Annotated in this window: 14 protein-coding genes; 10 read left to right on the top strand and 4 right to left on the bottom strand. The window is 48.4% G+C overall.

The window, feature by feature from the left end:
* Positions 1–10: 10 nt before the first annotated feature.
* The gene (locus tag CI595_RS18080) at positions 11–190 is read right to left on the bottom strand and encodes a hypothetical protein (protein ID WP_147737745.1); all 180 of its coding nucleotides are present in this window, start codon (positions 188–190) and stop codon (positions 11–13) included.
* 189 nt (positions 191–379) lie between these two features.
* Between CI595_RS18080 and CI595_RS18075 the strand changes: the two genes are divergently transcribed.
* On the top strand, positions 380–1,204 hold the full coding sequence (locus CI595_RS18075) for an AraC family transcriptional regulator (RefSeq protein ID WP_095175076.1): 825 nt from the start codon (positions 380–382) through the stop codon (positions 1,202–1,204).
* 16 nt (positions 1,205–1,220) lie between these two features.
* Positions 1,221–1,724, top strand: a complete 504-nt coding sequence (locus tag CI595_RS18070) for a GNAT family N-acetyltransferase (protein ID WP_095175019.1) — start codon at positions 1,221–1,223, stop codon at positions 1,722–1,724.
* Between the two features lie 169 nt (positions 1,725–1,893).
* On the opposite strand, the gene CI595_RS18065 is transcribed toward CI595_RS18070, so the two are convergent.
* Positions 1,894–3,243 carry an ArnT family glycosyltransferase gene (locus tag CI595_RS18065; protein WP_095175018.1) on the bottom strand — a complete coding sequence of 450 codons (1,350 nt, stop codon included), beginning with the start codon at positions 3,241–3,243 and terminating at the stop codon, positions 1,894–1,896.
* Positions 3,244–3,497: 254 nt separating this feature from the next.
* Here CI595_RS18065 and CI595_RS18060 point away from each other — a divergent pair, with 254 nt between their 5' ends.
* Both CI595_RS18060 and CI595_RS18055 read left to right on the top strand, forming a co-directional pair.
* Positions 3,498–4,046 (top strand): hypothetical protein, encoded by a 549-nt coding sequence (locus CI595_RS18060; protein WP_095175017.1) that lies wholly within the window; start codon positions 3,498–3,500, stop codon positions 4,044–4,046.
* Between the two features lie 154 nt (positions 4,047–4,200).
* A complete protein-coding gene (locus tag CI595_RS18055) occupies positions 4,201–5,352 on the top strand; it encodes an amidohydrolase (protein WP_095175016.1) in 1,152 nt (383 codons plus the stop codon).
* 449 nt (positions 5,353–5,801) lie between these two features.
* On the opposite strand, the gene CI595_RS18050 is transcribed toward CI595_RS18055, so the two are convergent.
* Together CI595_RS18050 and CI595_RS18045 are read right to left on the bottom strand one after the other, a co-directional pair.
* A complete protein-coding gene (locus CI595_RS18050; RefSeq protein WP_095175015.1) occupies positions 5,802–6,518 on the bottom strand; it encodes an AroM family protein in 717 nt (238 codons plus the stop codon).
* 96 nt (positions 6,519–6,614) lie between these two features.
* Positions 6,615–7,547, bottom strand: coding sequence for a DUF1177 domain-containing protein (locus tag CI595_RS18045; protein ID WP_095175014.1), 933 nt, complete (start codon positions 7,545–7,547; stop codon positions 6,615–6,617).
* A gap of 240 nt (positions 7,548–7,787) precedes the next feature.
* Between CI595_RS18045 and CI595_RS18040 the strand changes: the two genes are divergently transcribed.
* The 6 genes from CI595_RS18040 to CI595_RS18015 all read left to right on the top strand — a co-directional run bounded on the left by CI595_RS18040 (position 7,788) and on the right by CI595_RS18015 (position 14,615).
* Entirely contained in the window at positions 7,788–9,449 is a 1,662-nt protein-coding gene (locus tag CI595_RS18040; RefSeq protein WP_095175013.1) for an ABC transporter substrate-binding protein, read from the top strand.
* A 95-nt stretch (positions 9,450–9,544) separates the two neighbouring features.
* Complete coding sequence (locus CI595_RS18035) at positions 9,545–10,507, top strand: ABC transporter permease (protein ID WP_065543601.1); 963 nt, start codon at positions 9,545–9,547, stop codon at positions 10,505–10,507.
* Positions 10,508–11,410 carry an ABC transporter permease gene (locus CI595_RS18030; RefSeq protein WP_065543600.1) on the top strand — a complete coding sequence of 301 codons (903 nt, stop codon included), beginning with the start codon at positions 10,508–10,510 and terminating at the stop codon, positions 11,408–11,410.
* Between the two features lie 14 nt (positions 11,411–11,424).
* On the top strand, positions 11,425–12,606 hold the full coding sequence (locus tag CI595_RS18025) for a M20 family metallopeptidase (RefSeq protein WP_095175012.1): 1,182 nt from the start codon (positions 11,425–11,427) through the stop codon (positions 12,604–12,606).
* 13 nt (positions 12,607–12,619) lie between these two features.
* The gene (locus CI595_RS18020) at positions 12,620–13,639 is read left to right on the top strand and encodes an ABC transporter ATP-binding protein (RefSeq protein ID WP_095175011.1); all 1,020 of its coding nucleotides are present in this window, start codon (positions 12,620–12,622) and stop codon (positions 13,637–13,639) included.
* Entirely contained in the window at positions 13,629–14,615 is a 987-nt protein-coding gene (locus CI595_RS18015) for an ABC transporter ATP-binding protein (RefSeq protein WP_095175010.1), read from the top strand. Before CI595_RS18020 ends, CI595_RS18015 begins: the two co-directional genes overlap by 11 nt.
* Positions 14,616–14,651: the final 36 nt, after the last annotated feature.

The following is a 14,651-nucleotide window of genomic DNA, read 5'->3' as shown; positions in this document are numbered from 1 at the left end:
GGCGGTCATATTATTTTTTAGTCGGAACGTAGTATCCGCCGTTCATCATGATGATACCAGGTGCGATAATGTCTACATTTTCAATCAAATAATTTTTAAAACGCTCCCATAAAGTAGCTTTTTTCTCGTTTTTTACTTCCGCTGTCTGCATAGCGCCTGCGGTTCCTGCATATAATGTGTATTTGTTCATAATGGTTTCCCCTTTCATTTTTTGCTTTTCTTTATTACGTGTATTATGTTATCATGAGTTTACGGCAGATTTTAGATATTTTTTTAGCTATTTATTAGGGCGATATTGACACGGATACTTTTAAATATGCCTAAAGTGCTGATATGAGCGGTAACATGTTGACATTTAGGAGGTGCATTATTGCAGAAAATGATTTATGAGCCACTGTTTGAGCTGGAGAAGACAGGGATCAATATAGCTTATCATACGAAAAAGGGAAGGTACAGCCCCACCCATTGGCATTCCGCTATTGAACTGATTTATGTGCTGAATGGAACAGCCACGATTTCTATAGAAGGAAAAGATCACAAACTGGTGGCAGGGGAGTTTATCGTGGTGGACTCTAACCGGATCCATGAGGCACAGTGTACCAGGGTATCCATGATGGTTGTGATCCATTATTCCAGGGCCAGTATGCAAAATTATATGACTAAGATTGATGAATACCGCATCTACTGCTCCCGGCAGACTTTAAAAAAAGAGAAACTGGACAAATATCTGGAGATCTGCAGCCTTTTGAAACGTCTGCCGCCATTGTATGTGACCCGGCCACCCGGATACCGTCTGCAGAGTCAGGCTGTGGCCATGGAGGTGCTTTTTGAGCTGGTTAATCACTTTTCTGTTTCCACAGATCCCGCGGGACTGGTGAACGATGACACGGTACTGGAGCGTCTGGCGGAGATAACTGCGTATATAGAAGCGCATCACAGGGAGAAGATCGTGCTGGAAGATATTGCATCCCGTTTTTATCTGAGCAGGGAGTATTTCAGCCGGTTTTTCAGGCAGAATATGGGAGTGACGTTTTCTCGTTATGTAAACCAAGTGAGGTTGATGCATATTTATCATGACCTTTGCAGTACGGGGGAGGGCGTTATGGAACTGGCGGAAAAGCACGGGTTTGCAAATTATAAGCTGTTTAACAGAATGTTTTGGGAGATCTATGGGTGTAAGCCCAGTGATGTGAGGAAAAAGTGAAAGAAGAGGTGCTGACATGGATGTAAGGCTGGCTGACCGGAAGGATTTGCCGGAATTGAAATCAATGTATAAAAGGATCGTTGATAATATGAACAGGAATCAGATTCCCATCTGGGATGAAATATATCCCTGTGAATTTTTGGAGGGGGATATTAGGGAAGGCCGTCTGTATGTCTCGGAAAAGGATGGTGACATAGCAGCAGCGTTCGCCTTATGCGAATCCAATGACGGGGAGAGTTCCGTGAAATGGGAAAGTATGAACAGCAAGTCACTCTATATAGACCGCTTAGGTGTGAATGTAAAGTTTCTGCATCAGGGAACTAGCGGGCAGATGCTGCATGAGGCAGCAAAGCTGGCTGCGGAGAAAAACGCGGAGTATCTTCGTTTGTTTGTTGTGGATATAAATGTGCCTGCGGTGAACTTATACTTAAAGAACGGATTCAGGCAGGTGGAAGGTGTATACGAGGAAAAATTTGATGACTTTGTACTGCGGGAATATGGCTTTGAAAAAAAGTTATAGACTATAGGATACCGCTTTGTTACGAAGCAGTGCTGCTTTTCTTCTTCTGCATGAACAGTGGGGAGGGGGATTTTATGCCCTTTTACACTCCAAAAATGTATAAAATACAATAAAAGACCATCGACTATGCCGATGGCCTTATAAAAGGGGCTTTTTTCACAGCCCTTTTTTAATATATACGGAAAAATTCCTTTATTGTGATCAGTACCAGAGCACTGCACAGAACAGCGGACAGGATATTCCGGTATTTCGCCCTGGGGATAAAGCGTTCGGCCAGATAGGTGACGCCGCATACCGTGAAATACATCATGGGCACAAGTCCCGGCAGGATATAGCGTCCCTGAGGCTGGAAATCCACACAGTAAGAGTGGTAAAAGTTCAGGATAAACGGGGTAAGAGCTGCGATCAGCATTCCCCAGTTGAACACGGCTTTTCTTTGGATCTCCCCGTTTTTGCGGAGCCGGAACATCTTTTTTAGCTGCATCAGACATCCCAGCAGTCCGCCCAGGAATAGGATGTAATAGAGGATTATGATCCAAGGCTCCACCCAGTATTGGAGCTGGCCGAATACCCCCACAAAGCCGCAGAGGACCCTGACCATCCAGGGGCCGGTGAGCATGGAAAAGACCGAGTAGCCCTGTGCTCTTCCGGAGGAGAGGGCTGTGGAGGGCCGGAACTGCTCCTGCGCATAGCGGTCTGCAAAATCATTGCTGGTGGCAAGTCCCAGCCAGTCACCGTCGTAGATCATATAGTTGCGTACAAACCACCAGCCGCAGACAAGAAGGCCGGCTGCGGCAACCAGAATACCCCGTTTCAGCCAGTATTTCCAGTCAATCTGTTTCTTATCGGTGGTCAGGCAGCTCAGGGTAAAGACAAAGATGCTGCAGAGCAGGAACCCGTAAGCATTCAGGTAGGACATGGCGCAAAGTCCGAGCCAGAGGCCAAGAAGGATGCAGCTGGGCACGTCCCAATTCCGCTCCATGCCCACCAGCCAATAATATATAATGGCAGCACCGCAGCAGATAGCCATGGCATCATTATTTACATAAACACCCATGAACAAAGCCTCAGGAAGAACGGCTACCAGGCAGACAAAGAACCATTTGCTGTATCCGTCAAACAGTTTTTTGCCGGCGCGGAAGACGAAAAATACGGCTCCGGTGGTAAAGCAGGCAGAGACAAGTCTGGCAGCCCACAGAAGCTGCTGCGGTTCTGTGGAAAAAATACTCATTATCTTCATGAACAGGGCTGATATTATGTAGGATAATATAGGAAGAAACGCGTAGGAGGTTCCCCATACGGGATTTCGTATGGATGGGTCACCGCCGTGGGGGAGTCTGCCGTGTTCGTAGATGTACAAGGGAATATCATAGCGCATTTTTTCATCGGGGCCTGCATCCAGAGGCAGCAAGTGCGCCCAGTATGCACAAAAGATAAATATTCCTGCAAGAAATGCGAATTCGCAGAGAATATAAATACGCGAACGGTTAGAAAGTAAGTTTTTAATTTGTAACTGCATTGGAAATCCTTTCTATCGTATATTGTCAACAGGTCAGTCCTATAGTAACGCATCTTTCCTGAAATGGCAACGATTAATCGTCGACAATTTCTGAAGATTGGTAAAGAATTACATTTATATAAGAAGAAAAAGAGTCGTTTTCAGGTATAAAAAACCATATTTTAGACAATGGGACTTTGCGATTTTTAAAAGACATGTTATAGTGTAACCAGTAACAAGTTAACAGCGGCACAGCCGCGGACAGGAGGAGTATAATGAGAAAAAAAACATTGGTAATTTTAATGGCAGCAGCCGTATTTGCGCTGGCGGGCTGCGGGGACAAAACTGACAACAAGGATACCGGTAAAGAAGATAAAAAGCAGGAGGAGACTTCTGCAGAGACAGAGACACCGGAGACACCGGGTGAGGCAGAGCCGGAAGTTGATATGGAAGGACCTGCAGCAGAGACGGAGCAGATTTCTGAGAGTGATGGAAGGAAACTCATGGAGACTGCCGTTGCATTTACGGAGGACCTGATCGCTGCAAACCATGATAACCTTGTGAATAACTATGAGTATGAAGAGGGGGATATGAAGACGTCTGTGGAGAATGGAGAACTGGAGCAGGCGATCAGTTCCGCTGCGGCGTCATCCGGAGAATTTAAAGGTACAAAGGCAGCATGGCTGGGAGACCAGGCAGGAGATTACACCAATGTGCAGGTACCGTGTGAGTTTACGGAACAACCCTGGAATATGTTCATATCGTTTGCCGCTGACGGCAAGATTGGCGGCGTACATACGGATGTGTATAAAGAGACACCGTAATCAGCTTTACAGTTACTGTTCACAGTATACTAAAAACGCAGCTCTTTGCACAGTAACGCTTTACAGGCCTGTATTATTGTATCGTAATATCTTGTCTGACAGCAGGATTTGCAGTATGATATCATAAGAGAACATTAATACGGAGGATAAGATTATGTTATGCATTAAAAATGGTCTGGTTTACACGATTGCAGAAAAGGAACCTTTTAAAGGAGATGTCCTGATCGAGGATGGAAAAATCCGTGCCGTGGGTGCGGATCTGGAGATCCCGGAGGGGACAGAAGTCATTGACGCGGAGGGGCTGGAGGTCTATCCGGGGTTCGTGGAGGCCCACTGCCATACAGGGTTGGATGGTTACGGGATTGGCTATGAGGGAAGAGATTACTGTGAACTCAACGATCTGGTGACACCCCAGCTTCGCGCCATTGACGGGATCAACCCTCTGGACCCGTGCTTTCAGCATGCAAGAGAGGCCGGTGTAACTTGCATCGGAACAGGCCCTGGCAGCGCAGATGTGCTGGGCGGAACTTTTGCTGCAGTGAAGACTGTGGGGAAACGGATCGACAAGATGGTAGTGAAATATCCGGTTGCCATGAAGTGTGCGTTTGGGGAGAATCCTAAGAACTGTTATCAGGACAAGGGGGATACTTCCAGGATGACCACTGCGGCACTTTTGAGGAATGAGCTGTTTAAGGCAAAGGCTTATATGGAGAAGAAAGAGGCAGCAGGGGATGATGTCCGGAAGCAGCCGGAATTTAACCTGAAGCTGGAATCCCTGATACCGGTATTGAAGAAGGAAATACCGCTGAAGGCTCATGCACATCAGGCTAATGATATATTTACAGCCCTGCGCATTGCAAAAGAGTTTGGGCTGGATATTACATTGGAGCATGTGACGGAGGGACATCTGATCGCGGATGAGCTGGCTGGGGAGCATGTGCCTATGGCAGTAGGTCCTACACTGACCCATGCCACAAAGTTCGAGCTGCAGAATAAGAGCTGGACTACGCCGGGCGTTTTAGCGTCTATGGGATGCCAGGTGTCTATCATAACGGATGCGCCGGTGATACCGCAGGAATTTCTGCCGCTTTGTGCGGGACTTGCGGTGAAAGCCGGGATGGATGAATTTGATGCTTTGAAGGCGATCACGATCAATCCTGCAAAACATTTGGGAGTTGAGGATAGAGTCGGGTCCCTGGAAGTGGGGAAGGATGCGGATGTTGTTGTGATGAGCGGGAGTCCTTTGAAGGTGGAATCTTTGGTGAAGTATGTGTTTATTGATGGGGTGTTGGTTCATCAGAATTAAGGGGATTTGCAGATTGCGGTGGGGTGGCTCACGGACGGCATGTGTGAAGGGAGGACAGGCCGGCCCCATCGGTTCCCTTTCACGGGCAGCCTCCGCGGGCAAGTCCTGCTAAGTCAAAACGAGGCCCCGGTCAAGGCACCGGGCAGAACCGCCATCCAGCCTTTATGGCTGAATGGCTCAACTGCCCTGAAATTTCGGATGGTAACCGAAATTTCTCCTTGACCGGGGCCTCGTTTTGCCTAAGCAGGACTAAGCCCGCTCCGGTATGCCCGTGAAAGGGAACCGATGGGGCCTGCCCGCCCTCCCTTCACACATGCCTGGTTGTGGGGATCGGAAGAAGGTGGAATGAGGGGTGGAAAGCTGTGGTTGTGGGGATGGCAGTAGGTGATATGAGGGTAGTGACTGGAAATGTCAGGATGTGGGGGATAGATTGAGGCGGCTCCTGAGGGTCAGGAGCCGAAGAGTTCGTTTAGGAGGGTGGCTATGAAGGTGCGGGGGAGGAGGATTGGGATGGGGAGGTGGTGTTCCAGTTCTTTTTTTAGGGCGATGCTGTAGCCCATGCAGTCGGGGAGGATCAGGGATAGGTTTTCATTTTGCAGGGATTGGGCTTTTTCCTGCAGGAGGGAGCTTTTTAGGTAGGGGGAGAGGGCACGGACACGGACCTGGATGTCGCTCTCTGAAAACCAGCTTTGAGCCTGGGGGATTTGGGATTCGTCCGGGACCAGGAGGCCGATGGGACGGTCGTCCGCCAGTTTTTGCAGGAGGCTGTGGATGAGGGGCTGAGGGATGATCAGCATCCTTTCGTGGCGGAGTTTGGGGAATTTGCCGGTGCAGAGGAGGACGGTGGCCTGACAGCCGTCGGCTTCTGCCCGGGTGATGCAGGACTGGACCAGGGGAAGGATGTGTTCCTCACCGATGATGACCTGGGAGGCGTCGCGCATACGGGTGACCAGTACGGAGCTGTCCGGGCCGGGGGCGAAGTTTTGGTTGATGTAGTCTTTGTCAAAGGGGTCCAGGGCACCGTATTCCTCAAGGGTTATGTTGGGAGCCAATAAAGGACAGATGTCCCCGGTAATATCGGTCCGGGGACTCTGTCCTATAGTGACGGCTCCTATTTTTATCTGGGTCCGGGATGCCGGAGTTTGAATTGTATCAGATTTTTTCATAGTGAGCACCTTGTCTTTTTCTGTTGTGGAGCCGTACTGGCTGCATAACAGTATTTTTTGTTCATGATGGCAGAAAGTCTGCCAAGTGGTCTTTTATTATTTGCCGAAGGTCTGGAAGACTTTCATTTCGCCGTAGAGTTCCAGAAGGTGAGCGTATTCCTGTTCGTTGTAGAAGGAGATCTTGCCTTCCCCGTATCCTTTGGCTACCTCCACTGCAAATCTTGCTGCGGATTCAACATCCAGGGGATGGCTGGCGCCTGTGGCACAGCCGGCTACCGGCTGTTCGGTGGTGATGGCTACGCCTACAACCGGTGCGTCTGTAGCTGTTGCAGGCTGCAGGATGCTGTTTAAGTGGTGCAGGTCATTGCCGTAAGGGGTGATGTCCTGCTGGGAAACCGGGAATACGTGAGGCAGTTTTCCGGTCACGCGGGTCATTACGTCTAAGAGGTCATCGCTGACTTCCAGAATGTAGCCGCTCTTAATGGTGGGGGAAATGGCAAAGCCGTTGGTGTTGATGACTTTGTTGCCTTTTGTGGTGTCAATGGAAATAATGGCATCCATGCGGGGGTCCACTTCTTTTTCATTGTTGGTCTGCATGTCGATCGGAGAGTCCATAAATGGAACAGGGTAATGTTCCTGTGTAGGGGCATCCGGGCAGATGTGGGTGGCTACAAGAATGTCGCCTTTCAGCACATCGCCGTTTTTGTTCATCTCAGCAAGCTTCAAGCCTGCGGAGAGTGCTGCCAGGGCACCGTCGCCGTCGGAGACGAAGCCTGTCAGTTCCGGGCGTGCGCCCAGACCGCCCAGACGTCCGATAATGCCCAGAGTCGGGGTGCTGCCGCCGCTTGATCTGCCATCACTGCCTTTGATCAATACAGTGATGCAGTCTGTGCTGCCTTTTTCGCTGGTTACGGTCTCCACGGTCACTTCATGTGCGCCGCGCTCTTTTAATAACTCTGTGATCTGTTTTCCGTTTGCTGACGGTGTGTCAAGCATGTCAAATAATTCCAAAACCTGTCTTAAGATCATTACAAATTCCTCCCATAAATGTGCGTTTTTATCCAGTCTATAACAATGACTGTCGAAAATCAATAGGTTTTTTGCTTATTATGTCGAAAAAGGAGTTGCAATTTAAAGCACTAAAAGGTATAATACCTATAAAATTTGTCCCAGGTTATTTTTTGTTGAGGAAAAATTGATATAAATGGGGCAGATAAATAGCTTTATCCTAGTAAAGTGTTACAACGAAGCAGTAAAAGGAGGAAAATTATGAAAAGAAAGAGTTTAGCATTAGCTCTTGCCGCAGTGCTCTGCGTATCCTCCCTGACAGCGTGTGGAAGCTCAGGAAACGACAGCAAAAAAGACACGACTGATAAGGGAACCGAAGCAGGAACAGAATCCGGCGGCGAAACTGAACAGGTGGAAAAAGAACAGATTGAAGTGCCTGACGAACCTACCAAGGGAGGAACCCTTACCGTATCCTTATCCTCTTCACCGAGGAATCTGGACCCGGCGAAATATACAGGTTCTTATGAGGGCCAGGTGATCAACAACGTATGTGACAGAGTTGTTGAGTACAACAAAGATTTATCAGAGATCGTACCTTCACTGGCAGAGGACTGGACAGTGAGCGATGACGGACTTACATACGTGTTCAAGATCCGCCAGGGTGTAAAATTCCAGAAAGGTGAATACCAGGACGGACGTGAGATGACAGCAGAAGATATCGCTTACTCCTTAAACCGTTCCGCAAAAGATTCATCCCTGAATCGTCTGGATATGCTGGAGAACGCAGAAGTGACAGGTGACTGGGAAGTGACATGTACACTGGCTGAGCCAAACGCAGCATTCCTGACAGCTCTTACCGACGCAGGAAACTCCATTGTCCCGAAAGAGGAAGTTGAGGGATGGGGAGATGATTTCGGTGCACATCTGGTAGGTACAGGCCCGTTTGCAATGGAGTCCTTTGAGCTTGACCAGCAGTCTGTACTGGTGAAAAACCCGGATTACTGGGTAGCAGAACCAAACCTGGACAAACTGGTATTCAAAGTGATCACAGATTCCAACCAGGCAGCCAATGCCCTGAAGACAGGTGAAATTGATATAGCATCCAGTATCACAGGTGAGGCAGTTAAGTCCGTACGTGACGACTCCAAACTGCAGTTAATGGAGATGCCGGGCCTGCATGTGGCTTACATTTACTTCAACCAGGTAAATGGACCTACAGCTGACAAAAAAGTAAGAGAAGCATTGATCAAGGCCATCAACGTGGAAGAAATGACAGCCAGCATCTACCAGTACGGGGAAGCTGTTCCGGCTAAATTATCTCTGCCGCCGGGATCCTGGGGATATGATGCATCCTGTGAAGAACTGGTACCGGATTATGATCCGGAAGGAGCTAAGAAGCTCCTTACAGAAGCAGGATATCCGGATGGATTTGAATGTGACCTTTATATTTCCAATACAGCATTACGTGAGAAAATGGCTACTCTGGTACAGGCATACTTAAAGACAAACCTGAATGTTACAGTAAACATCAACAAGAGCGAGTGGGGCACCTTCAGTGAGTCTGCAGCTTCAGGAAACGCTGATATGTACGGCATGTCCTGGACCTGGTATCCGGATCCTTACTTCTTCCTGAACAAGCTGTTCTCCAGCAAAGAGATCGGTGCTCTCGGCAATGGACAGGGATTCTCCAACGCAGAAGTTGATCAGCTGCTTGACGACGCATTGAAAGCGACAGACCAGAACGAACGTGCAGAAATGTATAAAAAAGCACTGAGGATCGTGACAGAAGAACTGCCGGGTATCTTCTACTCTAACGAGAATGTTATCCACGGCCTGAATCCGGAAGTACAGGATTTTGTACAGAAGGCAGACAACCAGATGTTCTTTGTGACACCGTGGACAAATGTCTGGAAAGTACAGTAATCAGTTAAGTTAAGAGTAAATGAGGTTGCAGGGGGTATTGCTGTTCGCGATGCCCCCTGCTTGTCAGATTAAAATGAAAAGGGCGGTAGAAATTCGTGTTAAAAACCATTTTGAAGAGAATCTTACAAAGTATTCCAACCCTCTTGATCGTAGTGACGGTAACCTTTATTCTGACCAGAATGATTCCAGGTAACCCAGCCCGAAGCTTACTCGGGCCTCAGGCATCTCCGGACGCTATTGAGGAACTGGAAGAGGAGATGGGACTGAATAAGAGTAAGGGAGAACAGTATGTGGATTATATGTTCAATGTCCTGAAAGGGGATTTCGGAAAATCCTATGTATACAACAAATCGGTGACAAGCCTGATCGCGGAGAGGATTCCGAATACACTTGTCATCACCCTTACAAGTCTTGTAATTGCATTGATCATCGGACTTGCCATAGGTGTTTTTTCTGCACTGCACCAGTATTCTATCCTGGATTATGTGTTCATGATCCTGGCTCTGGTGGGTGTGTCTATGCCTATCTTCTGGTTAGGTATGATGCTGGTTATGACGTTCAGCGTAAATCTGGGCTGGTTCCCGGCTCTGGGTATGGGTGATATGAGTCAGGGACTGGGGAATTTTATCAGTCATATGATCCTGCCCTGTTTCTGTCTGGCAACAATACCTACAGCTACATTTGCAAGGATCACCCGTTCCAGTATGCTGGAAGTTGTGAATAATGACTCTATAAAATCCCTCCGTGCAAGAGGTATCAAAGAGAGCGTAGTCATCTGGAAGCATGCACTGAAAAATGCACTGCCGCCAATCGTTACGGTTCTGGGTCTTCAGCTTGCCCAGGCATTTACCGGGGCTATCCTGACAGAGAGTATTTTCTCCTGGCCGGGAATGGGCACCATGATCGTAAGTGCCATTGACAACCGTGATTATCAGCTTATCCAGGGAACCGTCCTGTTCATTGCAGTGGTGTTCGTTGTGGTCAATTTGCTGGTGGACGTGGTCTACATGCTGATCAACCCGAGAGTAAGCTACGAAAGCGGAAAAGGAGGAAACTAAATGAGCGCACAGAATACAGAAGCCTTAGGCGTAAAAGCTCAGGAGGACATGCTGAAAAAAGAGCGCCGGGCCAATAATGTCTGGAATAAACTGAAAAGAAATAAGACTGCTATGATCGGTCTTTTCATCGTGCTGTTTATGGTGTTCATTGCCATTTTCGCTCCCATCATAACAAATGTGGACCCGGATGAGATCCATCCTCTGGACACCTTTCTGACTCCGGGGCAGAACGGTCATATCTTCGGAACAGATGAGTTCGGAAGGGACCTGTTTGCCAGGGTACTCTATGGTTCACGTGTTTCCATCATCGTTGCAGTGGGCGGCACCATTGTTGCAGGTATCATCGGGATCCTGCTGGGGCTGGTAGCCGGTTACATGGGCGGATTTATGGATGCTTTTATCATGCGTATTATGGATGGCCTTCTGGCTTTCCCGTTTGTCCTGCTGTCTATTATCCTGATGACAGTCCTGGGGCCGGGAATTGTCAACGTGATCATAGCCATCGGTGTGGGTAATGTGCCCAGTTTTGCCAGGGTTGTGCGCGGTGAAGTGCATATCGTGAAAAATGAAGAATATTGCAACGCGGGAAGAGTTATCGGTGTTTCCAATATGAGAATGCTGTTTTCACACATTCTGCCGAACATCCTCTCCCCGGTTATCGTTTACGCCACACTGGGCGTTGCAGGTGCCATTATTTCTGAGGCTGCCCTGAGCTTTTTAGGACTTGGTATCTCCACACCGACTTCATCTTGGGGAAGTATTCTGCGCCAGGGTAAGGACTGCCTGAACACGGCTCCTCATGTAGCCATGATCTCCGGTCTGTTCATCCTTGTCACAGTTCTTGGATTTAACCTTCTAGGTGATGGTATCCGTGACGTACTTGACCCGAAGATGAAGAAATAAGCAGGAGGTGCCAGATGAGCGATTTTAAAGAAAGAGTACAAAAGAGGGTGGAGGAGATTCTGCCTGAGTTGATCGGACTTTCCAACACGGTTTGGGAACATCCGGAATATAATTTTAATGAATTTCATGCCTGCAGATCCATGTCTGAACTTCTTAAGAAATTCGGCTTTCAGGTGACAACAGGTGTGGGCGGTGTTGAAACTTCCGTGAGAGCTGTGTATGACACAGGAAAGGAAGGACCAAATATCGGTATTTTCGGCGAATTTGACGCGGTTCCGGGAATGGGACATTCCTGCGGACATAATCTGATGTGTGCTATGGCAGTTGGAGCAGGCGAAGCGGTCCATTCTGTCATTGATGAGATTGGCGGTAAAGTCACCGTATTCGGAACCCCTGCAGAGGAAGGCGGCGGCGGAAAGATCATTATGCTCAACAACGGTGCCTTCAAGGGGCTGGATATTGCCATGATCCTTCACTCTGCCAGCGATACGGTGGTGAATGATATCTCTTATTCCAGGACAGATGTGATTGTGGATTACTATGGAAAAACATCCCACGCAGCCACATGGCCGGAGGAGGGGATCAGTGCCCTGAATCCTGTGCTGGACCTGTTCCAGATCGTAAACTCCATGCGTCTGGAGCTGGCTGACAAAGGCAAGATCCTTGGTGTCATCTCCAAAGGCGGAGAGGAGCCGATCTATATACCGGATCACTGTCAGGCCAAGTTTACCATTCGTTCCTTCAGCATGAAGTATAAGCTGGAGCTGCTGGAGCGTTTCAAGAAAATATGTGAGCACGTAGCTGCCATTACCAATACGAGACTGGAGTTTTCTTTTGACGGACTTTCCTATGAGGACATCCGCAACAACCAGTCTCTGGAAAATGCCCTGGAAAAGAATTTTACAGATCTGGGTGAGATTGTGAAGCCCAGGGAGAAAGCGCTGGGCATCGGCTGTACGGATATGGGAAATGTGACCCATGAGATACCGGGACTGCAGTCTTACGTGCTGGTAGTGCCGGAGACCAGAGGCCATACAAAAGAGTTTGAGGACGCCTGCTACAGCGAAGCCGGACACAAGACCATTGCAGTAGGTTCCAAAGCCATGGCTATGACGGCCGTGGATGTTCTGACAGATCCGGAGCTTTTGGAGGCGATCAGAAGAGACTTTAAGGAAATGAAGGAAAAATACGAATAGATGAGGAGTTATTATGAGTGATACCTTACTGACAGTAAAAGATTTAAAGACTTATTTTTTCCTTGCAAGCGGCGTGTCAAAAGCAGTGGATGGTGTCAGTTTTGAGTTGAAAAAGGGAGAGACCATGGGAATTGTGGGAGAATCCGGCTCAGGCAAGAGCGTAAGCTCCTCCTCCATTATACGTCTGCTTCCGCCGCGTACCGGAAAGATCGTAGGCGGCGAGATCGACTTTGACGGCAAAGATGTGCTGAAGCTTACCAAGAAAGAGCTTTTGGACTTCCGCGGCAAGGATATAGCGGTTATTTTCCAGGACCCCATGACAAGCCTGGACCCGGTATTTAAGATCGGAAACCAGATGGTTGAGATGATCTGCGCCCATCAGGATGTGGATAAGAAGACAGCCTGGAATATGGCAGTGGAAGCGCTGAAAAAGGTAGGGATCCCCCAGCCGGAAAAACGTATGGAGGCATATCCGTATGAGTTGTCCGGCGGTATGTGCCAGCGTGTTATCATAGCTATGGCAGTATGCTGTAAGCCCAAACTGGTCATTGCCGATGAACCGACAACCGCTCTTGACGTTACCGTTCAGGCCCAGGTGCTGGCACTTCTGCAGGAACTGCAGGACGAGTATAATACGTCTATCCTGCTGATCACCCATAACCTGGGTGTTGTGTGGGAAATGTGTGATACCGTTATGGTACTCTATGCGGGCAATACGGTTGAGTATGCGACTACCAAAGAGCTGTATTCCAAACCTATGCATCCGTATACCTGGGGGCTTTTGGATTCCATGCCAAAGCTCTCTGATGAGAATAAAGGGATTCTGAACACCATACCCGGTACACCGCCTGACCTGCGTTTGACAGGAAAATGCTGTAACTTTTACAACCGCTGTCCTTATGTGACAGACAAATGCAGGGATGAAGTTCCGCCTCTGGTAGAAGTGGAGCCGGGACATTTTGTAGCCTGTCACAGGCAGAATCTGGAGAATAAATTAGTCAGAGGGGAAGTGAACGAAGAAAATGAAGGATGAGAAGAAAGTTCTTATGAAGGTCAGGAACCTGACCAAGGAATTTAAGATCAAAGCCAGCAAATTCGGTGAGCAGCCCCAGGTTCTCCATGCAGTAAACGATGTTTCCGTGGATATCTATGAGGGTGAGACATTGGGTATTATCGGTGAATCAGGATGCGGTAAATCCACATTTGGAAAAACTCTCATCCAGCTTCATAAGGCCACTTCCGGAAGTGTGGAGTACAACGGCAGGGATATTTTTTCCTTACAGGGAAAGGAACTGAAGGACTTAAAGAGGGATATCCAGATGGTATTCCAGGATCCATACTCCTCCCTGGACCCCAGAAAAACAGCGGCAAAGATCATCGCTGAACCTTTGGTGGTGCACAAACTGGAGCCTGACAAGAAGAAAAGAGATGACAAAGTGCTGGGACTCATGCGTGAGGTTGGCCTTGACGTACAGCATGTGAACCGTTTCCCTCATGAGTTTTCAGGGGGACAGAGACAGCGTATCAATGTTGCCCGGGCGCTTGCCTTGAATCCCAAGCTGATCATCTGTGATGAGCCGGTTTCCGCGCTGGACGTATCCATCCAGGCGCAGGTACTGAACCTGTTTAACCGTCTGCAGAAGGAGTATAACCTGACTTATGTATTTATTTCCCATGACCTGGGCGTTATCAAACATGTAAGTGACAGGATCGCGATCATGTATCTGGGCAGGATCGTGGAGCTGTGTGATGCGGATAAGCTGTATGATAATCCGCTTCATCCATACACAAAGGCACTGCTGTCCGCGATCCCAACGGAATCTCCTTTTGTAAAGAAAGAGAGAATCATCTTAAAAGGGGATATTCCCAGTCCTATCGGGGACCAGACAGGCTGTCCGCTGGCAGGAAGATGTCCGCAGTGCATGGAGCGCTGCCGTAAAGAAATGCCTAAGCTTATGAAGCAGGAGGAGGGTCATCAGGTGGCCTGCTTCCTGTATGATGAGAAATAAAAAATAACGGCTGCCGCCGGGTGCTGCAAAATGCAT

Origin of the sequence: Blautia hominis, from assembly GCA_002270465.1 — a bacterium.
In the GTDB taxonomy this organism is placed as follows: Bacteria; Bacillota; Clostridia; order Lachnospirales; family Lachnospiraceae; genus Blautia; species Blautia hominis.
Note: the sequence above shows the minus strand (reverse complement) of the source record. Positions and strands in the feature narration are given on the sequence as shown.